Source organism: Infirmifilum tikiterense (assembly GCF_054696565.1).
This window is the reverse complement of record NZ_CP182482.1, coordinates 1,735,860-1,758,037: the sequence shown is the minus strand read 5'-3', so window position 1 is coordinate 1,758,037 and position 22,178 is coordinate 1,735,860. Positions and strand designations below refer to the sequence as shown.

Genomic DNA, 22,178 nt, shown 5'->3' with positions numbered 1-22,178 from the left:
TTCGCTTACTTCGGGCTTGCTCTTAGCCTTCTTGGGCACAGCCACAACCCCCTGATTTGTGTAGCGCAACTAAAGTATTTAAAGGTTATCTACAATAACCGTGAAAGTAAAACAACGTTATACTGTGTGTGACAACATTTAATTACCTGAGTGTTCATACACGGAGAGGGATATGACTGTGGAATACCCCGAGTCGAACTGCTTGGACGAGGCGCTTGAAACTCTGCTCGACAGGGTTGTCGAGCACGCGAGTAGAAGAGGGTTTAGGGCTTCAAAGGAGGGAGTGAAGAGCGGAATAGGGTTTAGCGTAGAGACACCTTACCTTGTAGCTGAGGGGATGGTGGCGCGTGGGATGCTGGACAGGGATGGTTGCCGGTTCAGCGTTTCCAGCACCGGAGACAGTTTCCTTCAGCGAGCTGTGGAAATAGCCTTTCTCATCAGAGGCGAGTCGCTCTTCCCTGAATTTGACAGGGGGAGGCTCATCGGGGCCGTAATCTACGCGCTCTATGATTGGAGCAACACGAAGCGGGGAGAGGAGATGCTTTTAGATGCATCGAGGGTATTGGAAACCCTGAAAAGGCTCAGGGAGGAGAACCCGGATGCGTTTAGGCTCGCCGCGGTCACCCTGCCTAGGCTGTACTACGAGGATTGCAGGTACACCCCCATCAAGCTACTTCAGGAAATACTTGAGGTCACGAGGGGAAAGCATTAGGATAAGCTTATCTGACCTTTCTAGCTGTAGCAGGAATGGGTCTGCTTGCTGCGGTTGAGAAGAGTGGAGTTCGAGGTTCTGAAGCGCTTGCCTCTGTGCAGGGACTACACGGATGTGGCCCGTAGCGCGGGGGTAAGCCTGCCTACTGTCCCCCGCGTCTTGGAGAGTATAAAGTCGAAGTTCCTGCTGAGGGCTTTCTTCGACTTCAGCGCCATGGGGTTTGCGCTTGGACTTTTCAAGCTCAGGTTCACGGAGGAGCTGGTCCAGAAGCCTATACCCTTCGTTGTCGAGAAGATCCCTGTACTCCAGGGTAAAGGCGAGCAGTCACTCTACATACTGGCGCTATGCCCCGCTGGGAGGTGCAGCGAGGTCGCGGATATACTCAGATCAGATGAGAGCCAGGTTTTGACCGGCAGGTTCCTTTGGAGGAGCGACACCATGGAGGAGGCTTCCCTAGACAAGGGTTACCTTAGGGTTAGCTTCAGCTCCGTGAAAAAGGCGATAGAGGAGGAGATAATGCCCAGGATGGGGGCCCCTGTTCGGCGGGAGCCAGACCACGTGGATCTATGGATAATTGCGGAGCTCATGCGCGACCCTTTCGTCAAGCTCTCCCGGGAGTCGGCCAGAGCGGGGCTCAAGCAGCAGACAGCCAGCTACCACTACACTCAGCACGTTCGCCCCCTCCACCTCTACAACGCGCTTACACCTAGGTTTTACCAGCTAAACATCCCTGGAGTACTTCTGGAGCTGGACGTGGCCAAAGACGCCGCCGAGCAGGTAGCTTGGGGGCTCTCCCGGCACCCCATGATCCGAGAAGCGCTTGCCTCAGATAGCGGGAAAGTCTACGTCCTATCTTACATGCAGGGAGGGGACCTGAATGAGCTCTATCGCTTTCTTGAGGACAGCAACATCGTTGAAGACTTCACTCTAATCGGCGTCTTAACGCACAGGATCCTCGAGTACACAACGCCGTTCGGCAACGCGCTTAAAGAAAACCCATACAACCTTGAGATAATGTACGAGGCAGTATACACGCCAAAACGCCGAGCGTTGGAGTGGAGTGTCTACGAGATAGGGGAAGGTGAGCGTCAGCGCTCGTGAGAAGGAAATCACGCGCACTGATTAAATTTAGAGCAGCATAGTGCGTTGACTAGAAGCCCCTGCGACGCAACTAAGTAGTGTGTGCCTTCCCGCTTAAGAACTGATGAGGTGCGATGCCTCAACACGGGGAAAGGACCAGGTATGCAAGGGCTGACTAGGTCTACCAGTGTGAAAGCGGTCACCGAGCCACGAGTAGGAAAGCAGCGTATACCAGGAGCAGAGCGAGCCCGGTCAGGATCATGGCAAAAACGATGTGGCGGACGCTTTGCTGTGAGAGAATCCCCTGGTGGATGGATGGGCTGGAGTGCGCCACCCACTCCTCGTACTCCAGCTTCGCGAATGGCGAGGCTTGAGCACTACCTTTTTCTTCGTCTTTCTCCACGTCCTAAAGCAACTGCGACCCACCATATTAAAGGTTCTACTGCCCCCACTGTAGGAAAGCTTATCATCATCGTTACGCGAGTTTTTTAGCGTGTACGAGATCAGGTGCAGGAGGTGCGGTGCCCCCCTAACTGCGGACCCCGAGTCACTCATTGACATCTGTGACTACTGCGGCTACCCCAACATAGTCGGCGGTGACTTCGATCCCGGTTCGGTGTACGTTCTCCCGACTCTCCCCAGAAGCTCTATAGAAGACAGATTCTACGACATCGCGAGGCGCGACCCCCAGCTGTCCAGCTTCAGGGACATAGAGGTGCTTGAGGTATCCGGAGCCTACTTCCCAGCGTGGTACGCGAGCCTCAAGGGCAGGGTAACGGCGTCCTGGCAGGTCACGCGCTACGAGCAGAGGGGGAAGGAGGTGATTGCCAGGAAAGTGTACCTTAAGGAGACCACTCCAGTGGCTAGGAGAGCCTTCCTACCAGCGAGACGCAGAGTCCCGTCGTCTGCCATTAGGGATGTGCTGGCCAGCTATACTGTTAAGGGCGGGAAAGCCGTGTCCATAGCGCAGGAGGATTTCGACTGGGAGAAAATCAAGCTGGAGTTTTTGGGCGTGGAGATAGGTAGGGGTGAGGCGACGAGAATAATGGTAGACAAGCTGATTGACGCGTTGAGGAGCGAGTACAGGGCCCGAGGCGAGAAGCTCGACTACTTCAGCGCGAGGATCGACGAGGTGGAGGGAATGAGGCTAGTGTACGTACCCGTGTGGAGCGTGACGTACACTGCTGGAGGAGCCACCTACACCGCCGTTTTCGACGGGCACGACGGGACTTGTATCTACAGGGCTGAGCCTCTGACCGCAACCGAGAGGCTCATCAGGATGATCGGAGGCTTAGCGCTTTCAGCTTTAGCGGGACCCATATTCGCGGCTACGGCTTCGGTAGCAGGCTTCGAAACTTCGCTACTACTCCTCGGAGGCTCAGCTCTAGCCGCCTACACCATCGGCGCGAGTATCGTTGAGAGCGCACGGGTGGAGAGAGCATGAGCCAGACAGCTGAGGTCGAGTGCCCGAGGTGTGGAGCGAGGTTCAGCGTCCCACTCAACGCCTCGACAGTCACCTGCCCTTACTGCTTCACGATATTCTCCCCAAGGGAGGGCGTCAGGGCGGAGGAGACACAGTTTTACTTCCCACTCAACAACTCCCTGGAACCTTTTGAGAAGCTCGTTTTGTTTATCGCTAGGCAGTACGCGGTCCCTAGGGAGCTTCCTAAGGAGTTTTCGGTCTCCAGGAGGGAGCTCCACTGGGTGCCCGTTCACTTCTTCTTCGCCGACTTCAAAGCGGAGGCTAGGGGGTTCAGCCAAGTGTTCGGCGAGGCCACGTCCGAGATAACGGAGACGGGGCTGGTGTCGATACCCGCCTCCGGCACGTGGCTCGACAGAGAGCTCGAGCACTACCCCTTCCCGGTCAGGGGGAAGCTACCCTTCAACCCCGAGATCAAGGAGAAGGGTATTTTCCACGAGCCGCGAGTTTCCAGGGAAGAGGCTGGGAAGATGGCCGAAGCGGCGGTCAAGGCGAAGATTAGGCTCGAAGCCCAGGAGAGCTTCAGCTCGCTTCACGCACTAACCGTGACTAAGGGGGAGGTGGAGTACAGGGGTCTCGTCTACTACCCGATATGGATTTTGGAGTACACGTTTCGCGGCGAGAGGTTCCAAGCGCTAGTGGACGGGGCGAGCGGCATCGTCATAAAAACCCAGTACCCGCAGACAGCTCGCGGAAGGCTCACCCTCGGGGCTTACTCGCTGCTGGCGATACTATTCGGGTTAGCTGGTGGCGCGGCGTACGCGCAGTCCCTCGGAGGCGGCTTCCTCGCGATCGCCGGCGGGCTCGTGGTCGGCGTAGCCTCAGCGATCGCCCCCTTGTCGCGATCCGCGACCCGCGTCGCGACGGCTAGCGAGTACGTGGAGCTCCAGTGAGCGGGGAATGACGTACGTTAGGCCCTTCGATCCCTGGCGCGCGACCAGCCTCTGCACGTGCCCCTTCAAGTACACCGTCAACCCCTACACCGGGTGCTCCCACAGGTGCCTCTACTGCTACGCCTCGTCTTACATCAAGGATTTCTTCAAACCAAGGCCCAAGGAGAACTACCTCGACGTCGTCCGGAGGGACCTGCGCAGGATCCGGGAAGGCTCCATAGTCAACATAAGCAGTAGCAGTGACCCCTATCAGCCGCTAGAAGGGAAGTACATGTACACACGTCGCACCCTCGAGATGCTCAGCGGGAGGTTCACAGCTGAGGTCGTCACCAAGTCGGACCTCGTCGTCCGGGACGTTGACCTGCTGTCGAGCATGAGCTCGGTTGTCTCAATAACCATCACAACTCTCGACTCGAGCCTTGCGCAGCGACTGGAGCCCGGCGCCCCTTCACCCCAGCGCAGGGTGAAAGCAGTCGAGCTTCTTTCGCGCGAGGAGGTAGCGGTGGTTGTGAGGCTTGACCCCCTAATCCCCGGGCTGAACGACAGCCCCGAGAGCATAGCAGAGGTCGTCGAAGCGGTAGCGTCCGCGGGGGCGAGGCACGTTGTAAGCTCGACGTACAAAGTGAAGCCCGACAACCTCAGGAGAATGACCGAGGCGTTCCCCGAGATCGTCCCCAGGCTTCGGGAACTTTACCTCGAAAGGGGGGAGAGGCTTCACGGTTACTTCTACGCCGAGAAAACCTACAGGAGAGAGGTGCTGGCAACCGTGAAATCCGAGGCAGAGAGGAGGGGGCTGACCTTCGCGACTTGCCGGGAAGGCCTCACAGCTCTCAACACGCCCGGTGTGAGCTGCGACGGAACGCACCTAGTAGGACTCCGGTTCCACTCCTCCCAACCCCCCGGCTCGCGCAGTTCCCTCCGTGAAACCCTGTAAACCTGCTTCTTACTCGGGGATGCGAGCTGCTAGAACGACTCCGGGGTCTCGGTGTTGTCAGGCTGGCTTCGACTCCGCTATCTTCTTCTTTATCTCTCGCAGGGTGTACAGGAGGACGCCTAGCCTCGTGTCTTTGCTGAAGAGGACTGCCATGTAGCCTAGATCTCCGAGCCTGGTGTAGATGATGCCTGAGCCGTCTGGGGCGTTGACGGTGATCCACTCCGCCTCCCCCTTCCCGAGCTCAGTGCTAGCCCTGTTGCCCACCTCGCTCAGCACAGCCGTGAGCGCCGCCACCTTCTCCTCAAGCTCCTTGTCAGCTATGCTGCTCAGCAGTGGCAACCCATCACCCGTAGCAACAACAAACCCCTCAAACCCGGCAACCCTAGTAACAGGCTCGACGAGCCTCCGGATAGCTTCGATGTCCGTGCTCACCCACGCCTCACCTCCTCGTAACCCGTATGATGGTCACGCCATCCTTGACTTCAGCCGCTGAGTCAATCTTCGAGTTTATGAGCACGGCGAAGCTGCAGGCGGCCACACCCTGGATGAAATTGGGGGATGGCTCAATTCCTCTCTTCACGGCGGCCTCGACCTCGAAGTCGTTCGTGACCTTTGCGGTGAGCCTTCCCTCCTCGAAGTTCGCCTCCAGTATCTCTATAACACCCCACCCCGCCAGGCACTTGCCGAACGCCGCGACGAGCTCCGGTATCAGCTCCCTCGGCACGCCAAACCCCAAAAATCTTTCAGCCAGCACCCTCCCGTAGCCGCAACCAAACCAGTAGAAAAACCTCTTCGCCAGCCTCTCCCCAACGACGTCGGCCGCCCCCTTAATCATTTCTGGAAAAGCGATCACATCCATCAAGATCCACCTTCTGCCCATCAGCTCAATCCTACCGTCACTGCCAACAAGCGATTTTTCAAGAGGGACGTTGAACTTCCTAAGGAGCTCCCTGTACCGGTTCACTAACTCCTCCGACATACCAACACCTCCTTTGCAACTCTTCCCCTCCGGGCATTGGTTTATAAACTAATTAGTTCAATAATGTTGTGTAATTACATCCTCGTTTTGCACACCTTGGTGCTAGGGGGTCGTCTTAAACCCGGCCTATCATTTCTCTTCTGGACAAGGCCGGGTCAAGTCATCCCCCGGTTATGAAGCAAAGATTGTTTGAAGTTAAAGTTTTTCTGCTTAAAGGGGCTTCTTGGGCTCGTACGGCTTCCAGCCCAGCTTCTGGCGGAACTCGTTGATGAGCTCTACGGACTTCTCCTTCTCCTCTTTAGGCATCTTGGACGATTTCAGGACTGCCATGTAGAGGGCGTAAAGCCTTGCGTTGATCGTCGCCTTGGAGACGCCGAAGTTTAGGTCTTCCTCAAGCTCCTTCAGGATGCCCTTGACCTCCTCGGAGGAGGAAAGGCCGGGAGGCCCTACGTCTTTAACCTCTCTGCCGAGGTATAGGTGGCCTTTCTCTACGACGACCGCTTTCCCGTCTTCGAAGGTTATCCTGCCTTTCGCTACCCTGTCGTAGAAGGTCCAAGCCTCGTACGCGTGCGGCGCCATCTCCTTCAACCGCTGGAGGACGAACCTCCTGATCTCGGCTGTTGTCGCGCCATCCTTTATCCTCTCCTCTGCCTCACGGGCGATCTCGTGCGCGACCTCCTCGGGGGCGCCGGCGGCGAGGCACGATTCATATATTTTACTTGCGGAGAAATCCTCCACTCTACCGTCGTGCTTTACAACCTTTTTCGCCACGACGTTACTCTCGCTGAACTCTGTTTTATTAGTTTCGCCTATCAGCGAAGACTTTTTGAGCTTTTCAATACAAAGTGAGGGTATTCTAGGAGCCTTGCTTCAGCACCTGGTGGATCGATAACCGCTGAGCCCTTGAGGCGATTGCGCCAGGCGTAGCTTCACCACAATTAGAGCCTGCTAAAGCCGGGTGGGGTCGAGGCGGTCTAGAAGCCTCTCTAAGGTGTAGCGCTTAACAGCCTCCAGCTGCTCCTTCCTAGATGGCTCGAGGACGACTCTCCCATCGACGAGGACGTACACGATGTTCGCAGCGCTGAGAGAGAGGAGAAGTCTCTCGGGGTCAACCCCCTTGAAACGAGCCAGCTCCGAGGCTACGAGCACCATGTCTGCTACGGAGCCTTCCTCGATCACGCCGCCCTCGACGCTGAGCGCCGAGTATCCCCCGCGGGTGGCGATGCTCATGGCACCGAGGGCTGTGAGGTCCCTTTCCCAGAACAGCTCCCTCTGAAGAATGAGGAAAGCACGCGTGACGTCGAACATGTCCAGGGTCTGGCCAATCAGTGGTGTCTCAGAGCAGAGGCCTGTAGCAACATTGCTCGAGACGAGCTCCCGCACCGGCAGCATTCCCCCGCTGGAAGTTAGCGCGTCAGCCACCGGGGCGTAGACTACTCGTGCCCTCTTCTCGCCGACTAGGCGTAGCTCCCAGCTCGATGCCCAGCCAGGGTTTACCAGAATAGTTCTGGGGGTCAGTAAGCCTAGAGAGTTCAGGAGCTCGATTGGGAATCTCCCGTACTTAGTCTTCGCGGCGTAGAGCTGCGACCTGTCGTTCGCGACGTGCAGGAAAATCAGGGCCTGCTGAGAGCCTGCAGCTCGCTCCCGGATCTCCACCGAGTGCTCGACGGCCTCCTCGAGACCGCCAAGCACTACACCACCCTCCCATCCGCTGAGCATGCCCCACGAGACAGCGGGGGTGACCTTCACCCCCACCTCCCCCGCAATCCTCTGTAGCAGGTCGGGATGAGCTGTGGTGTCGGCTACTAGCGTGGTACCGCTCTCAAGTGCTCGGATCAACGCGAGGCGGAGAGCCAGCTCCGCGACTTCCCGTTGAGGCACATCCTCGTGGTGCCTTTCCCAGGTTGGCGCCGGCGTTTTGGGCGGAGCGTACATGTGCGAGAGGTGAGTGTGGGCGTTCGCCAAGCCGGGCAAGGCTACGAGGCCTTGGCAGTCGATTTCCTCGCCACCCCCTAAGCCAGTCCCGATGCCAGACACTCTCCCGCGCTCAACCGCTATGTCGACGTCGCGCAGGAGGCCTCTCGACGTGACGGCATAGGAGCACTTTTTAAAAACCAGGGTCATCGCGGTTCACCGAACCTTAGCGACCTTGAGAAGTGCTTCTTGAAGAACGGCGAAGCTGTTAGCTCTACGTACTTAACCCTTTTGGCGACGTGCTCTGCCTCCTCGACGGCTTCTTCCGAAACGAGCATCATCCTAGCCCCCTCTACGGCCGTGTTGCCTACCTGCTTGATCGCGGACTCGTCCAGCTCAGGCAGGAGCCCTATGCGAATAGCGCTCCGCGGGTTTATGCTGTAGCCGAACGAGCCGGCGATGTAGAGCCTCTTGAGGGAGCTGGCCTCGAGCCCGGCGTGCTCTAGGAGAGCGAGCACCCCGCTCATCACAGCGGCTTTGGCGAGTCTAACCTCGCTTATGTCCTTCTCGCTGATCGTTATCGCTTCCCCAAGCCCGCTCTCCTCCTCATCCACGAGGACGTACTCGTACCACCCCCCTTCCTTTGCCCTCCTGATCCTCCGGCTACCGGAGCTCCTGTTGAAAAAGCCCCTCTCGGTGAGCAGGCCGCTGTCGAGGAGGGAGGCGACCGCGTCTATGATCGCTGACCCGGCCAGCCCCATCGGCCTCGCGTCCCCTATCGCCCTGTAGTGCACCGCATCGCCTTCGATCGAAACGGATGAAATGGCGCCAACCATAGCTTTCATTCCGTACTTAATGTGCCCGCCCTCGAAGGCGGGTCCAGAGGGCGCGGAGCAGGCGAGGAGATCGCTTCCCGTGTTGAGCAGTATCTCCGTGTTCGTGCCGATGTCGATCAGCATGGACGGCCCGTCTTCGAGGTGCAGGCCTACAGCTATGACGTCCGCGAGGGCGTCGCTGCCGACGTACCCCGCGATGAGCGGCGGGAAGTACGCGGCTCTGACGTTGGTGAGCCCTATGAGCCTTCCAGGCGCCTCGATCGGCCCCGAGGTGGAGGGCACGAACGGGGAGAAGCTCAAGCCGGTAACGTCTATTCCTAAGAGGAGGTGGTGCATGACCGTGTTCCCCACGATGACGGCTGCATCCACATCGCCTCGACCCGCGGCAGATTCTAGGAGTGCCGCCTTCACGAGGTTGTCCACGGCTCCCGCGGCTAGGCGCCGCATGTCCGCGAGGTTTTCAGGCCTGTCTAGCGCCGCGCGGAGCCTGGAAACGATATCGTCCCCGTACACGAGCTGAGGGTTTTCGCTGAAAACCTCCCCGATGCTTCTCCCGCTGTTCAAGTCGACGAGGTGGACTACGATCTTTGTCGTTCCAACATCGACCGCGACGCCGAGGTTCTCGGAGGATGCGTCCCCGGGCTCAACGCGCGTTACTCTGCGATTTCTCCAGATCGTGACTGTGACCTCCCATGAGCCGCGTCGCAGCGCTGCTGGTAGCTCCCTCAAGGCGTCCAGGTCTAGCTCCAAGCCAGCCACCCCGAGGGCTCTAGCCAGCGAGTCGGCATCGGGCAAAGGGTTCTCGAGGCTCGGAGGCTTCACGGCCACGCGGCTCTTTTTCGATAGCGGCGACAGCTTAACGCTCCTGGCGAAGCCGGAGCTAGCCACGCTTAAAGCCCCGGGGCGAGACTCAGGGGGTAGGAGCAAGCGTACCGGACCACTAACCTTGGTCTGGCAGGCGAGCCTGTACCCTCTCGACAGGAGCTCTGCGCCGAGGAGCCGTTTCTCAGCCTCGGTTGCCGGGGTTACGCTTCCGCCTCTCAGTATCACCCTGCACCTGCCGCAGATGCCGCGCCCTCCGCACTCGGTTCTGAAAGGTATACCCGCTCTCTTGAGGGTGTCGTAGAGCCTCTCGCCTTCCTGGGCTTCAACTCTGATGTTGTACGGCTCCACCACTACCTCGACCACTCGTGATCACCTCTCTTTTCGAGCAGCTCGACCTTCGTTATGTTGAAAACCCAATTGTACTCAGAGACCCTGACGGGATAGCCCTCCACGCGCATCTCCTTCCGGAAGAGGGGGGCATCCACGACTAGCGTCTCAGCCTCGCCGCCCTCGAACGCCGGGTTGAATCCATGCACGCGGGCCGAGCTTATGATAGCCTCAACGTCCTCCTGCCCGAGCTCCCTACCGAGTAGGCGGGGGTCTAGGCCCTTCGCGGACAGCGAAGTTAGGATGAATCGGAAGCCTTGCCTCACGAGCTCGCGCATGTACTCCTCTTGGTTCTTCCGCCACAGGGGGTTGAACACCTCGAGACCTTGCTCCTCTGCTACGAGAGAGATGCGGAGGCGCTGGTAGTCTGAGCTCAGCGCGCCGGTGACCAGCGCGGTACAGCCGTGCGCCTCCCGAGCGGCTGTTAGCGCCCTCTTCAGCGCATCGACGTCGCTCTCAGGTCCCTGTTCGTAGAAAACCTGTGGCAGGCCTAAGGCTTCGGCCTGAAGCTTCGTCAGCTCAACGTAGGGCACGTGGAACATCATTGAGTCCTCCGAGCGTGGCTTGATGGTGATGAGGCACCCGAAACTGAACCCCTTGAGGAGCGCCCAGTGCAGAGCGTAGGTGCTGTCTTTGCCCCCAGAGAAGAGCACGCAGACGCGCCTAGGCGAGCTCTCTCCTGAGAAGGGACGCAACTCTCTCACCCTCCTCCCTGTCCAGCTGCCTGCGGCCGAGGTGCGGCACACCATAGGGGATGACGTGCACGTGAGCGTGCATTATCTCCTGGCCTGCCTCGCTCCCGTTGTTCATGACGATCCTCACCCCTTTCGCTCCGAGGGCCTTCAGCTGGGCTACTGCGACCTTTTTGGCGAGCACGAAGGCTTTAGCAACGGCCTCCTCGGGCATGTCGAAGATGTTCGTGTAGTGCTTCTTCGGCGCGACGAGCGCGTGGCCCAGCGTTAAGGGGTACTTGTCTAGGAAGACTACGAACTCCTCGTCCTCGTACACCGTCACGGCGTCCCTCTCGTGTCGGGCGATACCGCAGAACACGCAGTGTGTCTGCACAGGTGAGGTTTTACCGCAGACTGCTAATAAAGCTACGCCGAGGGGCCAAAACTGATCCCAGGAAAGGGTTTTTAGGCCCCGAAAGCGTGTTTAGTGTCGAGCGGTCTTGGAGTCCCTAGTGTGGTTGCTGAGCAGCCTGCTTGGGGAGAACCTGCTGGGGGTCGTCGTCTACGGCTCTTCAAGCAGGCGCGAGGACTTCACTCCTCTAAGCGACTATAACGTCGCGGTGATCGTTAGGGAGAAGCCGCCAGTGGAGGAGATAGCTTACGTCATGGAGGAGCTGGGGCCCGACGTGTCGCCCCTCTTCCTCACGCTAGACGAGCTCGAGCAGCTGATACGTGACGGTGAGTTCATCGCGCACGAGATCGTACGCGGCCAGCTGGTGTACGGTGGAGAGGAGGTGATCCGCGCGTTGGGCGCGCAGCCCCCTCTCACGCCACGCTCGGTAAGCTACCTCTTCAGGCACTCGCTCACCTGCCTCGCTTTGAGCCTCCAGAATTACCTGGTCGGGAGGCCGCACTCGGCTATCAGCTATGCCTACAAGTCCTTGAGAAGCGCCGCCCGGTTCGTAGCCGCTAGGGAGAGAGCCGTCCTCCTCTCGGACGCCGAGATCCTGGGCTACTTGACGGCCCGTGGGGGTTTTGAGGGTGTAGCGGCGACCTACTCGAGGATACGGGAGGTGAGGTTCAAGGGCATCAGAAGGGAAGAGTTGCTGCCCCTGCTAGCTCAGGTTTACGAGGCCTCGGCTCGCCTCCTAGGCTTAGAGATGCCGGACACGCGGCAAACCGTCGAGAAGCTGTTGAGCGAGCTGGCTTTCGTGGCCGACGTCAGGGCGGTGGAAAGGGACAACCGCGTCGAGCTTGTAATCCTCGGGGTCGACAGGAAAGGCGTCACGAGAGAGGTCCGCGTACCGTAGCGGTGGGGCGCCTGGCGACGCCAGCCGACGTCAGGAAGGTTAAGGAGGAGATCAGGAGGAGAGTCTGGTCCAAGCTGGTGAAAGAAGGGATAGCGCTACCGCCCTTTCCCGTTGAAGGCAGAATCCCCAACTTTCGAGGCGCGGATGCCGCTGCCAGGAGGCTCGTGGCCAGTGAGCTGTTTCAGAGCGCCCGGGTCGTATTCTGCAACCCGGACTCACCCCAGAGGCATGTTAGGGAGGCTGTGCTTCAGAGCGGGAAGCTGCTCGTCATGGCTTCGCCGAGGCTACGCAGGGGCTTCCTGGTGATCGACCCTAAGCATCTGCCGAGGGCCGCCATCCCCCGCGCCTCGACGATCCGGGGGGCGTTCGAGTACGGCAAGGTCGTCACGCTTGAGGTTCCGAGAGTTGACTTGAAAGTTGCAGGAAGCGTAGCGGTTGATGTGCACGGGGGCAGGGTGGGTAAAGGCGGGGGCTTCAGCGACCTTGAGTTCGGGATACTTAAGTCTCTGGGAGCCATTGACGACTCAACTCCCGTGGTAACCACCGTTCACGACGCGCAGGTAGTTGAGGGCATACCCATGCTGAAGCACGATGTGCCGGTTGACTACGTGTTCACGCCGACCCGCGCTATAAAAACGCAGAAGGTGCATCCGAGGCCCGAGGGGATCTACTGGGAGCTACTCAGCGATGAGGAGATCAGGAGCATACCTGTTTTGCAGGAGCTACTTCGGGCGTTGAAGAGGTAAGGTTTTTAGAGCTAGAGCTCGCGTAGACATGGTATGAAGATTCTCGTGACGAACGACGATGGGCCATTCTCACCCGGGCTATCTCTGCTCCGGGAGGCGGTGCGAGGATTCGGAGAGGTCTACGTGGTGGTCCCGGAAACCCCGAAGTCCGCTACGGGCCTAGGCCTCACACTGCACAAGCCTGTCCGCGTGAACAAGCTGAAAATCGACGGTGAGCCGCTCTACCTCGTGAGCGGTACTCCGTCCGACGTCATCTACATAGCGATGAACGTAGTCACGGGCAAGCCCGATGTGGTGTTCTCCGGTGTTAACATCGGGGATAACCTAAGCATCCAGGTTATACTCACCTCCGGCACGCTCGGCGCAGTCCTCCAGGCCTCGATAGAGGGGACGCCTGGAGTGGCCTTCAGCGCGTGCGTGGACTCGCCGGAGGAGCTCGAGGAGCCCGAGTACCGCAAGTTCGTACTCAAGGCTACCCGGGCTGTAGCCGAGGCGGTGCTCAAGCGTGGGTTCCCCCCAGGGATCGACGCGCTGAACGTGAATTTCCCGCCGGTGATATCGAGCGAGGTGGTTGTAGTCAGACCTGCTAAGCGCAGGTTCGCAGCGGCCGTGGTTAAGAGGCGAGACCCGCAGGGGAGGCCTTACTACTGGCTGTACGGTCAGCCAGTGGAGGCGGAGGAGGGTAGCGACGTGCACGCCGTGCTTGAAGATGGGAAAATCGCTGTGACGCCGATTTCTCTCGGCTCGCTCTTCGAGTTCAGGTCGGAGAGCCTCGCGGGCCTCCTAGAGGAGGTTAGGAAAAAGCTTGAGAGTGGTTCTGATGGCTAAGAACTTCCTCGTAACGGGTAGACCCGGGGTAGGTAAGACTACATGCCTTAAGCGGCTCGCCGAGATCCTGGTCAGCAGGGGCGTCGCGGTAGGCGGCATGATAACACTGGAGGTGAGAGAGGCGGGCGTCAGGAAGGGCTTCGAGGTCGTAGACCTGCTCAGCGGGAGGAGGGGTGTTCTCGCCAGCACCGGCGCAGGCGAAGGCCCCCGCGTGGGCAGGTACGTAGTGAATCTCAGGGACCTCGAGGACGTGGGGGTCAGCGCGGTGAGAAACGCAGTCGATAAGGCATCTGTCGTAATAATCGATGAGATTGGACCAATGGAGCTCTTAAGCGAAAGTTTCAAGGAAGCCGTAACGTCGGCCCTCAACTCCGAGAAGCCCGTAGCCGCCTCTATACACGAGAGGGCGCGCGAGAATCCGTTCGGAAGGTCGGTGCTCGAGAGGCGGGACGTCGAGCTCATCCCGCTCAGCCTGGCGAATAGGGAGCGAGTGCCAGCCGAGCTTGCGAGAAAGATAGCTAACCTTCTAGCCCGTCAGTAAACTAGTGAGTATGTCTCCCGCGCCACCTCCTCGGTGACCTCAAAGGGCGCGTTGGCGAGGTTCCTCTGGTAGCGTAACCCGTCGCGTACGAGCTCTTCTAGTCTTTCCCCAGAGACGCCCAGGTCTCTCAGCCTCAGGGGCGCGGCCACACTGGCCATCAGGGACCGTAGGGCTTCCTCTAGGCCTCCGGGGGGCCTTGAGATACCAGTAGCTTCGAAGAACCTCTCGGCTTTCTCAGGCATATAGGCCTCGTAGAACCTCGCTGCCCCGGGGAGTATTATCGCATTCGCGAAGCCGTGAAGGAGCCCGTACTCGACAGTGAGCGTGTAGCCGAGCCCGTGGCCCACGTTGGTGCCCGTGTGGTTTATGGCTATGCCGGCTATCATGCTAGCGAAGAGCATCTTCTCCCTGCACTCCAGCACACCCGAGACGGCGCAGGGCAGGTACCTGAACGATATCCTCGCGGCTTCGAGGGCCATCAGGTCGGAGTAGGGGTTGCTACGCTTGCTGAAGTAGGCCTCCACAGCGTGGCTAAGCGCGTCTAGGCCAGTGCTGGCGCTCTGCTCCCTGGGAAGGTACCTGAGCACCTCAGGGTCCAGTAGCGCAAAGTCCGGATAGAGGCCTTCACCCGAGATAGCGACTTTCATCTTGGTGGACTCGTCGACCAGAACGCTGTACTTCGTGACCTCGCTGCCAGTACCGTGGGTCGTGGGAACCGCTATCAGGGGCTTCAGCTTCTGGTTAACGGCCTTGGGGTAAACGTAGTCAGAGACGTCGCCCCCCAGCGTGTACACGACGTTCACGGCTTTCGCGACATCGATGACGCTCCCACCTCCGAATGCCACGAAGACTTCCACGTCCATGCTCCGGGCTGCCTCGAGGCACCTCCTGACAGTTGAGTAGGTGGGATTGGGCTCGACCTCCTGGAAGAAGCCCACCTTAACGCCGTGCTGCTCGAGAAGGCGCCTTATCTTATCGTCGTAGCCGTACCTCCGCGCGAACGTCCTCCCGGTGATCACGAGAGCCCGGGAACCCGCTGCTGAGGCAAGCTCACCTACCTTCTCAAGGGAACCTCTGCCGAAAATAACGCGCGTGGGTTGTGCCACTGAGAAAGGGGGGAGAGCGCACATACAGATCTAGAGTACGTCCCGGGGAGCAGAAAAACTTTGTGCCAAACGCTCGGCGGGCTACTTCACTAGGTCCGGGTAGTACTCTCTGAGAACTCTCTTCATGTCGACCACAGGTGCGAATGTGAGTAACGAGTTCAGGGCTATTGTCTGGAAGCCTTCGCGGTCGGAGCTGTAGAGATCTAAGGCTTTTAGGAACTTGGTCTTCAGCTCCTCATACTCGACCCTGTCCACTTCAGCCACGCGAGGGTCGCGGCCGAAGTCCACCAAGTCCCTTATGTCTTGGCCGAATAGCCAGCCATTCACGCCATCCACGATCATTTCCACTGCCGCCCCGTCCCGGGACGCCACAGGCACCGTGCCGTTCACAGCAGCTTTCATGAAGCTTGTCCCGCTGGCCTCCCAGCCGGAGAACGGTGTGAACAAGAGGAGGTCGCCGCCCGCGATGAGCGTCTTAGCCTTTTGGACGTCGTAGTCGTGGAAGTAGACGACGTTGCTGTACTTTCTCTCGAGCTCCTTGAACTCCCGCATGAACTGCAGACCCTCCTTGTCATCGGGGTGGGCTTTACCGCCGAGGACGAAAACCACGTTGTCCCTAGCCTCCTCGACAAGCCTAGTCACGAAGTACGGCCTCTTGTACTTGGTCATCCTCCTGGCCCACACCGCGATCATCTGCTCCTGCGAAACTGCGAGGGGCTTCCTGGAGTTTATCAGCCTCACTAGGTTGGCTCTGGCCTCGCTCTTGGCCAGGGCGAAGTTCTCGGGATTCAGCTCCCCTTTCTCGAACCTCTCCCTAAGCCCCGGGTGCATCCACCTCTCGAGGTCTATGCCGTTGGTGACGAACCTCGCCTTCTCAATAAGGTGGGGTATCACGCGCTTCATCACGTCGAAGTGCTTCGCCGAGACCATTATCAGCTCACTGGACATGATCGCCCCGAGCGTGGTCAGGACGATTTTATCCTCTATCATCTTGTAGCCGAACTCTTGCTCGAAGAGCCCCCTGGGGAAAGATGGGTGCCCCCACGGCCCCGGGGTGTGGATAATGAGCCTGTAGCGGCCTGGAAGCCGGAGGACGAGAGGGAGGAAAGCGGTGTAGGCCTCCTGGAGGTCGATGTAGCGCACTGAGTCGACGCCGATCTGGCTTTTGATGTACTCAGCCGAGGCTCTTGCCAGCAGGACGTACTTGTAGAACTTCTCCTCAACACCCCTTTCGATGAAGAGACGGCTCGTCAGGGACGTCGCCCACTCCGGGGATAGCGGCTCGAAGAACACTACGCTGGCCTTCCCCTTCGTGTAGACGTGCGCCGCGACGCTAACGCGCTCACCCTTGAGCTTGACTTCAAGCTCGCAGCACTTGCGGAGCCTGTTTAGGAGGTCTGCGGGCTGAGGCTGCGGCTTCGGCAGGGGAGTGCCGTCAGGGCCGAGCTCGTAGTCGACGTAGCCTTCGCGGTAGAGCAGGGTGAGCACATAGTAGTTTAAGCCGAGCCTCGCCGCGGCGTAGAACTTGTCTCCTTCCAGGACTCCTAGGCCTCCGGCGTAGGTGTACCCCTCATCGAGAGCGATCTCGGGCGTGACGCTCACAATAGCGTCGTCAGACATACGCCACAACTTAGCGCTTAGCCCGTTAAAAAACTTTCAATTTTACCGCTCGTTACTACCAGCGAGCATCTCGGCGACCTCGGCCATGGTTCTCGCTGTGGCGTCTGGGGTGGTCGAACCGTTGTATTCGTGAAAGCCTGTGAAGGCCACCGCTTTCATCCCGAAGTTCTTGGCTCCCGCGATGTCGGCTTCCTCATCGCCCACGAAAAGGCTTCGGGAGGGGACTATCCCTGTCTCGCGGACGATCACCGAGAAGAACCTTGGGTGAGGTTTGCGGAAACCTATCTCGTCCGAGAAGGCGAGGTAGTCGAAGAGGCAGAGGAGGCCGTGCTCCCGGAGGAGCCTCTCAGACGCCTTTCCGCTTGCGGTGTTGGAGGCCAGAATCACTTTGAAGCCTCGCTCGCGCGCGGTTTTTATCAGATCAGCCACGCCCTCAGCTACCACGAGGTGCGTGAGGTAGGGGTAGACGTAAGCTTCCTCGAGCCTCCTCAGCACATCCAGGTCCGGCTCTATTCCCAGCTTATCGAGGAAGATCAGCATCTCGGCGGTGAGGTTCACCTCGGCGTGGGTTGTGGTGCGGATCGTGTCGGCGAGCCTGCGGGCGGCCATGTACGCTTCGTACACGGCCTCGAAGCTCAGCGAGCGCCCGGCTTCGCCTAGGCTCTCCCGGATCTTCCGCACTCTCAACCTATGGTACTCCTCCAGCGGCAGCTTGGGCCAGAAGATGGTCCCCCACAGGTCTATGAGTAGCCCTCTTTCCACTTCTCGTAACACCCTTTCAGTCGCTCGACGTCTAGCTCGCCGGCAACCACAGGCACAGCTAGGTTGAAGTTCACGAGCACCTGGGGGTGAATCTCGCCAACAATGCCTAGCTCTCCGCACTCGGAGAGAACCCTCGCTGCCCTGCCAGAGATGAAGCTTTTGTGCTCTAGGGCCCTGAGCTCATGGCCTGCCTTGAAGAGCGCGCACAGTGTTTTCAGGGTGGCTAAGCCGTCTGTGAGCGTTACACCTTTTCCTGCAATGGCGAAGGCGAGGTGGCGCTCGTCCCGCGCTCTGTTCTCGCGGGAGGGATCCGGTATCACGACGTCGCCGACCTCGAAGATCCTCTGCGGGTAGCCGGCGTGCTTGCTGTTCGAGAGTGTGGCCAGGAGCTGAGGTATGATCCACGTGCGGAGCGCGTGGTACATCTCGTGCTTCGGGTTCTCAACCTCCACAATATCGCCTACCTCCAAGCCCATCATGGTGAACATCAGCTCCCTGCTTGTCATGATGTAGTTGTTCACCTCGATGAAGCCCATCCCGATCATCGCCTCGCGGACCGCCCTGGAGAAGACCTCGAGGCCATGCTCCCGGCCCGGGTGGAGCGGCGGCATGTACTGGGGCTCTATTCTCTCATAACCGTAGGCCATCGCAACCTCCTCGGCGATGTCCACGGGGTGCAGGATGTCCACCCTGAAGTACGGGTAAGCCACCCTCAGCTCGTCCCCGCCGATAGCCACCGCTTCCATGCGCATCCTGGCGAGCAACTCCTGCGTCTCGCGGGGGCCTAGGTCCAACCCAAGCAGCTGCCTGTTCAGGGAGACGTTGTAGGTTACATGATCCGGCTCAAGCCTCGGGGACACCTCGGACAAGGCCCCGGAGACATTCCTAACCTGGTATATTGTGCCTCCCCTTGTCGCCACCGCGGAGGCCATGAGCGTCACGATTCTCCTCCCTGCTTCGGGGTCGGTGCTTGTAACGTCTATAAGCACGTCCCTCGTGCTCTCGGTGACCCTGTAGTCCTCGCTGTTTGTTATGGGTGGGAAGCTCACTACTTTACCCTCCGCATCCACTATGAGGGGAAGCATCTCATGCCCCTCCACTAGGTGCCTGTATGCCACGCCTTTGGGGTGCTCCCGAAGGACCTGCAGGGGGGTCATCTCAACGGTGAAGCCGAGGGGCTTGAACTTCACAGCCTCAGGCTTGACGCCGACGTACCTGATGGGGAACTCCACGCCCCTCAGGTCGTAGAGCCCGATTGAGACCTTCCTCCTGTCTCTGCCGTACGTCAGGTGGATTTTCTCCTGTAGCTGCATCAGCTGCCGTATAGCCTCGTCGTCCAAGCTAACCCCCCTCACTACGGCGAAGTACGCATAAGGCCTGTAGCTCGGGCCCTCGATCCTGGCTTCCCCGACCACGCCCCCACTCTTGAACCTCGGTAAGCCGAGCTCAACTTCAAGAAGACCCCTCAGGTAAACAGACAGCAGCTCGGCGGAGTACAGGTCAGGCCTGTCGTGGGTAGCCTCATAGGCAACGGCCGAGTCGCCGACCTCCTCCACCTCGCACTTGAGCCTTGGGAGCAACTCTTCGATGTCGGCCTTGGACAGGCTCCGCCCCACGAGCCTTTCGAGGTCCCAGAGGCTGACTTCTACGACCGGCATGCACGTCACCTCAGTAGGCTTAAGGGTATCGGCCTAGGTGCGCGCCTTATGAACTCTAAATCCTGCGTGAAGAGGAGGCGGATGTCGTCGATCCCGAGGACGGCCATGGCGATCCTGTCGATGCCTATACCCCACGCGGCCACGTTGACGCCGCTGACCCCCAGAGCCCAAAGCATCTCGGGCCGGAACATCCCGCCGGGGAACACTTCTATCCAGCCGAGCTTCTCGTGCTTGATGAAGCCCTCCACGCTCGGCTCGGTGAAGGGGAAGTACGCGGGCTTGACCTTAACCCTCCCGAGGCCTAATCTCCTGGCCATCTCGTCGAAGAAGCCTAGAAGGTTCCTGAACGTGACTTTGGGGCCGACGATTATGCCCTCGAGCTGGTAGAACTCCATGCTGTGCTTCGCGTCCAGGTTCTCAGGCCTGAAGACCCTGTCTAGGGAGAAGCACATGTACTCCCCGCTCCCGCGCTGGTATAGAGTCCTGGCCGAAACCGCGGTCGTCTGCGTGCGGAGTATCAGCCTCAGAGCCCTCGAGGGGTCCCACCTGTACCCCCACCCCCGAGACCCCGTTGCGCCCCCGCTCTCGTGCGCGGCTGCTATCCTCTTCATGAGCTCCTGGTCGTGGAACGAGCCCAGCTGGTTCCCCTTGAGGAAGTATGTGTCGTGGATCTCCCTAGCGGGGTGGTCCTGGGCCTGGAAGAGCGCGTCGAAGTTCCACAGCTCGAGCTCGACGTGGGGGCCTTTCATCTCCTCGAAGCCCATCTCCACGAGGATCTCCCTTAGCCAGTCAAGGAACTCGAGGTAGGGGTGTTTACGCCCGAGGGGCAGGCTGGGCGGCTCCACGCTGAGGTCGAACGGCTTAAACACCGCGCTCCTCCACTCTCCGCTAGCTATAACCTCCGGCGTGAGCTCCGTTATGACCCGGGCCTCCACCACCAGCCCCCTCTCCCACAGCTTCACAAGCTGGTCTGTTGGCCTGACGCTTATCCTCGTGCGCCTCCTAGCCTCCACGAGACCCCTCCTCCTCAGCGAGTTCAGGACGCTGGCCTCAGGCTGAGCCCCCTGGGACACGAGCCTGAGGGCTTCCCTCGTCCTCTCTACAAGCTCCCGTGCTCTGGCAAAGTCCGGCACGATCACACCGCCCGGTCTGAAGGATACTGCTTTCCCAGCCGCGAGTTGGGCCAGGCCGATCTCGATCTCTTCCCTGGGGATGTTGCGCTCGCTCCCGAGTGCGGTGAGCCTCTCCTTGGTGAGCTCGCCGGCCTCCTCAAGTATCCTGAGGACCTTCTCCTCGGGTAGACCCTCCGACAGGCACCTCTCGCCCTCTCTCGTGAGCGCGTAGAGCGCTTCCTCGGTCCTGTAGACCTCGAGGAGGCCTCTGGCCCTCAGCTCTTCGAGGTCCCTCATGAGGTCCTCGCGCTTCGCCCCCATCCTCGCGGCTAGCTCGTCTGCGTCACTGCAATCCTGCAGAACCGCTTCGACGATCCTCTTCTGCCTCGCTGGGAGGAGAACCCTCTCTAAAATTGGCGCTCCATGGCCACCACTTGTACTACTGCCCATACGGACACCTTTAAACGTTGCTTAAATCAGGAGAAGATAGCAATTTATATTATTAGCTCTCTCGGTTTCAGAAAAACGGCGATACCGTTGCTCGACCCCTACGAGGTCAGGAGGGATTTCCCGATTTTCGCCAGGAAGGTTCACGGCAAGCAACTGATATACTTCGACAACGCGGCGACTAGCCAGAGGCCTGTTCAGGTCATAGAGGCCGTAGATAGCTTCTACAGGAGCCTGAACGCTAACATCGGCAGGAGCGTCCACGAGCTCGCCTTGGCGGCTACGGAGGCGTACGAGGCGGCCCGCAAGGTGGTGGCCGCGTTCATCGGCGCTAAGCCGGACGAGCTCGTATTCACCAAGAACACTACTGAGAGCATAAACCTCGCGGCGTATTCCCTGCTCGCATCGGGCCTAGTGAGGAGCGGGGACGAGATCCTGGTCACCCGCATGGAGCACCACAGCAACCTGCTACCCTGGGTGCGGATTGCGAGGCTCGCCGGGGCTAAGCTCAAGGTTGTAGAGGTGACGGATGACGGGAGGCTCGACCTCGACGACTTCCGCAGGAAGCTGACGGATAAAGTGAGGGTCCTCGCGGTGACGCATGTGAGCAATGTGACGGGTGTCGTCAACCCTGTCAAAGAGCTCTGCGAGGAGGCTAGGAGCCGCGGCGCGCTCTGCCTCGTCGACGGGGCCCAGAGCGTGCCCCACATGCGCGTGGACGTCGGCAGGATAAAGCCGGACTTCCTGGCCTTCTCAGGGCACAAGATGCTCGGGCCGATGGGCATAGGGGGGCTCTATATAGAGCGGGAGCTTGCGGAGAAGCTGGAGCCTCCCTTCCCTGGGGGCGGGGCCATCTCCCTCGTGGAGTGCGGCGCGGAGGAGTGCAGGGCCGAGTGGCTGCAAGCCCCACACAAGTTCGAGGCTGGAACTCCGAACGTCGCCGGCGCCGTCGGCCTCTCTGCGGCGGTCGAGTACCTCGAGAGAATCGGTATGGAGAGCATAGAGGCTCACGAGAGAAGGCTCACTGAGAAGGCTCTAGGCATCCTTCAGGAGCTCGGAGTCACCGTCTACGGGCCGCTCGACGTCAAGGAGAGAGTCGGTGTTGTCAGCTTCAACGTCGGTAAGCTCACGCCGCACGAGGTTGCCCAGCTCCTCGACAGCGAGGGTATCGCCGTGAGGAGCGGGCACCACTGCGCCCTCCCGCTCGTGAAGAGGCTGGGCACGCCCCTCGGTACGGTCAGGGCGAGCTTCTACCTCTACAACACGCTCGAGGAGCTTGAGGTGTTCGAGGAGGCTCTCAGGAAGATACTGGTCATTGCGACCTAACCTGCTAGGGG

At 59.6% G+C, this 22,178-nt stretch carries 23 protein-coding genes; 10 read left to right on the top strand and 13 right to left on the bottom strand.

Annotated elements, in window-relative coordinates; translation table 11 throughout:
• Positions 1-172: 172 nt before the first annotated feature.
• Positions 173-712 (top strand): hypothetical protein, encoded by a 540-nt coding sequence (locus tag ACNO7C_RS09645; protein WP_460024876.1) that lies wholly within the window; start codon positions 173-175, stop codon positions 710-712.
• Between the two features lie 63 nt (positions 713-775).
• Positions 776-1,813: a hypothetical protein gene (locus tag ACNO7C_RS09640; RefSeq protein WP_460024875.1), complete on the top strand. Its 1,038-nt coding sequence runs from the start codon at positions 776-778 to the stop codon at positions 1,811-1,813.
• A 178-nt stretch (positions 1,814-1,991) separates the two neighbouring features.
• Here the strand turns inward: ACNO7C_RS09640 and ACNO7C_RS09635 are convergent, their stop codons facing one another.
• The gene (locus tag ACNO7C_RS09635) at positions 1,992-2,195 is read right to left on the bottom strand and encodes a hypothetical protein (RefSeq protein WP_460024874.1); all 204 of its coding nucleotides are present in this window, start codon (positions 2,193-2,195) and stop codon (positions 1,992-1,994) included.
• A 90-nt stretch (positions 2,196-2,285) separates the two neighbouring features.
• On the opposite strand from ACNO7C_RS09635, the gene ACNO7C_RS09630 reads away from it, so the two are divergent.
• From ACNO7C_RS09630 to ACNO7C_RS09620, 3 genes are read left to right on the top strand one after another with little or no spacing between them, the layout of a single operon-like run.
• Positions 2,286-3,236: a TFIIB-type zinc ribbon-containing protein gene (locus tag ACNO7C_RS09630; protein WP_460024873.1), complete on the top strand. Its 951-nt coding sequence runs from the start codon at positions 2,286-2,288 to the stop codon at positions 3,234-3,236.
• Positions 3,233-4,165: a hypothetical protein gene (locus ACNO7C_RS09625; RefSeq protein WP_460024872.1), complete on the top strand. Its 933-nt coding sequence runs from the start codon at positions 3,233-3,235 to the stop codon at positions 4,163-4,165. The genes ACNO7C_RS09630 and ACNO7C_RS09625 overlap by 4 nt, the downstream gene beginning before the upstream one ends.
• A gap of 7 nt (positions 4,166-4,172) precedes the next feature.
• Positions 4,173-5,099 (top strand): SPL family radical SAM protein, encoded by a 927-nt coding sequence (locus ACNO7C_RS09620; RefSeq protein WP_460024871.1) that lies wholly within the window; start codon positions 4,173-4,175, stop codon positions 5,097-5,099.
• Between the two features lie 57 nt (positions 5,100-5,156).
• Here ACNO7C_RS09620 and ACNO7C_RS09615 read toward each other — a convergent pair whose 3' ends face one another.
• The 7 genes from ACNO7C_RS09615 to ACNO7C_RS09585 form a co-directional block, all read right to left on the bottom strand.
• Complete coding sequence (locus ACNO7C_RS09615; RefSeq protein ID WP_460024870.1) at positions 5,157-5,531, bottom strand: roadblock/LC7 domain-containing protein; 375 nt, start codon at positions 5,529-5,531, stop codon at positions 5,157-5,159.
• Between the two features lie 7 nt (positions 5,532-5,538).
• Positions 5,539-6,078: a hypothetical protein gene (locus ACNO7C_RS09610; protein ID WP_460024869.1), complete on the bottom strand. Its 540-nt coding sequence runs from the start codon at positions 6,076-6,078 to the stop codon at positions 5,539-5,541.
• Between the two features lie 210 nt (positions 6,079-6,288).
• Positions 6,289-6,849 (bottom strand): ATP cone domain-containing protein, encoded by a 561-nt coding sequence (locus ACNO7C_RS09605; RefSeq protein WP_460024868.1) that lies wholly within the window; start codon positions 6,847-6,849, stop codon positions 6,289-6,291.
• A 177-nt stretch (positions 6,850-7,026) separates the two neighbouring features.
• Entirely contained in the window at positions 7,027-8,202 is a 1,176-nt protein-coding gene (locus ACNO7C_RS09600) for an amidohydrolase family protein (protein WP_460024867.1), read from the bottom strand.
• A complete protein-coding gene (locus ACNO7C_RS09595; protein WP_460024866.1) occupies positions 8,199-10,016 on the bottom strand; it encodes an ASKHA domain-containing protein in 1,818 nt (605 codons plus the stop codon). Before ACNO7C_RS09595 ends, ACNO7C_RS09600 begins: the two co-directional genes overlap by 4 nt.
• A complete protein-coding gene (locus ACNO7C_RS09590; RefSeq protein WP_460024865.1) occupies positions 10,004-10,735 on the bottom strand; it encodes a diphthine--ammonia ligase in 732 nt (243 codons plus the stop codon). Before ACNO7C_RS09590 ends, ACNO7C_RS09595 begins: the two co-directional genes overlap by 13 nt.
• Positions 10,704-11,105, bottom strand: coding sequence for an HIT family protein (locus ACNO7C_RS09585; RefSeq protein WP_460024864.1), 402 nt, complete (start codon positions 11,103-11,105; stop codon positions 10,704-10,706). Before ACNO7C_RS09585 ends, ACNO7C_RS09590 begins: the two co-directional genes overlap by 32 nt.
• A gap of 106 nt (positions 11,106-11,211) precedes the next feature.
• On the opposite strand from ACNO7C_RS09585, the gene ACNO7C_RS09580 reads away from it, so the two are divergent.
• The 4 genes from ACNO7C_RS09580 to ACNO7C_RS09565 are packed head-to-tail and all read left to right on the top strand — an operon-like array spanning position 11,212 to position 14,136.
• Positions 11,212-12,021, top strand: coding sequence for a nucleotidyltransferase domain-containing protein (locus tag ACNO7C_RS09580; RefSeq protein WP_460024863.1), 810 nt, complete (start codon positions 11,212-11,214; stop codon positions 12,019-12,021).
• A 2-nt stretch (positions 12,022-12,023) separates the two neighbouring features.
• Positions 12,024-12,767, top strand: a complete 744-nt coding sequence (locus ACNO7C_RS09575) for a 5-formyltetrahydrofolate cyclo-ligase (protein WP_460024862.1) — start codon at positions 12,024-12,026, stop codon at positions 12,765-12,767.
• A gap of 33 nt (positions 12,768-12,800) precedes the next feature.
• Complete coding sequence (surE, locus tag ACNO7C_RS09570) at positions 12,801-13,595, top strand: 5'/3'-nucleotidase SurE (protein ID WP_460024861.1); 795 nt, start codon at positions 12,801-12,803, stop codon at positions 13,593-13,595.
• The gene (locus ACNO7C_RS09565) at positions 13,588-14,136 is read left to right on the top strand and encodes an NTPase (protein WP_460024860.1); all 549 of its coding nucleotides are present in this window, start codon (positions 13,588-13,590) and stop codon (positions 14,134-14,136) included. Before surE ends, ACNO7C_RS09565 begins: the two co-directional genes overlap by 8 nt.
• Here the strand turns inward: ACNO7C_RS09565 and ACNO7C_RS09560 are convergent.
• The 5 genes from ACNO7C_RS09560 to pheS are packed head-to-tail and all read right to left on the bottom strand — an operon-like array spanning position 14,130 to position 20,844.
• Positions 14,130-15,266 carry an iron-containing alcohol dehydrogenase gene (locus ACNO7C_RS09560; RefSeq protein WP_460024859.1) on the bottom strand — a complete coding sequence of 379 codons (1,137 nt, stop codon included), beginning with the start codon at positions 15,264-15,266 and terminating at the stop codon, positions 14,130-14,132. The genes ACNO7C_RS09565 and ACNO7C_RS09560 overlap by 7 nt on opposite strands.
• A 57-nt stretch (positions 15,267-15,323) precedes the next feature.
• A complete protein-coding gene (locus tag ACNO7C_RS09555) occupies positions 15,324-16,862 on the bottom strand; it encodes a glycogen/starch/alpha-glucan phosphorylase (RefSeq protein ID WP_460024858.1) in 1,539 nt (512 codons plus the stop codon).
• 42 nt (positions 16,863-16,904) lie between these two features.
• Positions 16,905-17,624 (bottom strand): HAD family hydrolase, encoded by a 720-nt coding sequence (locus ACNO7C_RS09550; RefSeq protein WP_460024857.1) that lies wholly within the window; start codon positions 17,622-17,624, stop codon positions 16,905-16,907.
• The gene (gene pheT / locus ACNO7C_RS09545; protein ID WP_460024856.1) at positions 17,603-19,282 is read right to left on the bottom strand and encodes a phenylalanine--tRNA ligase subunit beta; all 1,680 of its coding nucleotides are present in this window, start codon (positions 19,280-19,282) and stop codon (positions 17,603-17,605) included. Before pheT ends, ACNO7C_RS09550 begins: the two co-directional genes overlap by 22 nt.
• 5 nt (positions 19,283-19,287) lie before the next feature.
• Entirely contained in the window at positions 19,288-20,844 is a 1,557-nt protein-coding gene (gene pheS, locus ACNO7C_RS09540) for a phenylalanine--tRNA ligase subunit alpha (protein ID WP_460024855.1), read from the bottom strand.
• Between the two features lie 81 nt (positions 20,845-20,925).
• On the opposite strand from pheS, the gene ACNO7C_RS09535 reads away from it, so the two are divergent.
• Entirely contained in the window at positions 20,926-22,167 is a 1,242-nt protein-coding gene (locus tag ACNO7C_RS09535) for an aminotransferase class V-fold PLP-dependent enzyme (RefSeq protein WP_460025931.1), read from the top strand.
• The last annotated feature ends 11 nt before the right edge of the window (positions 22,168-22,178 follow it).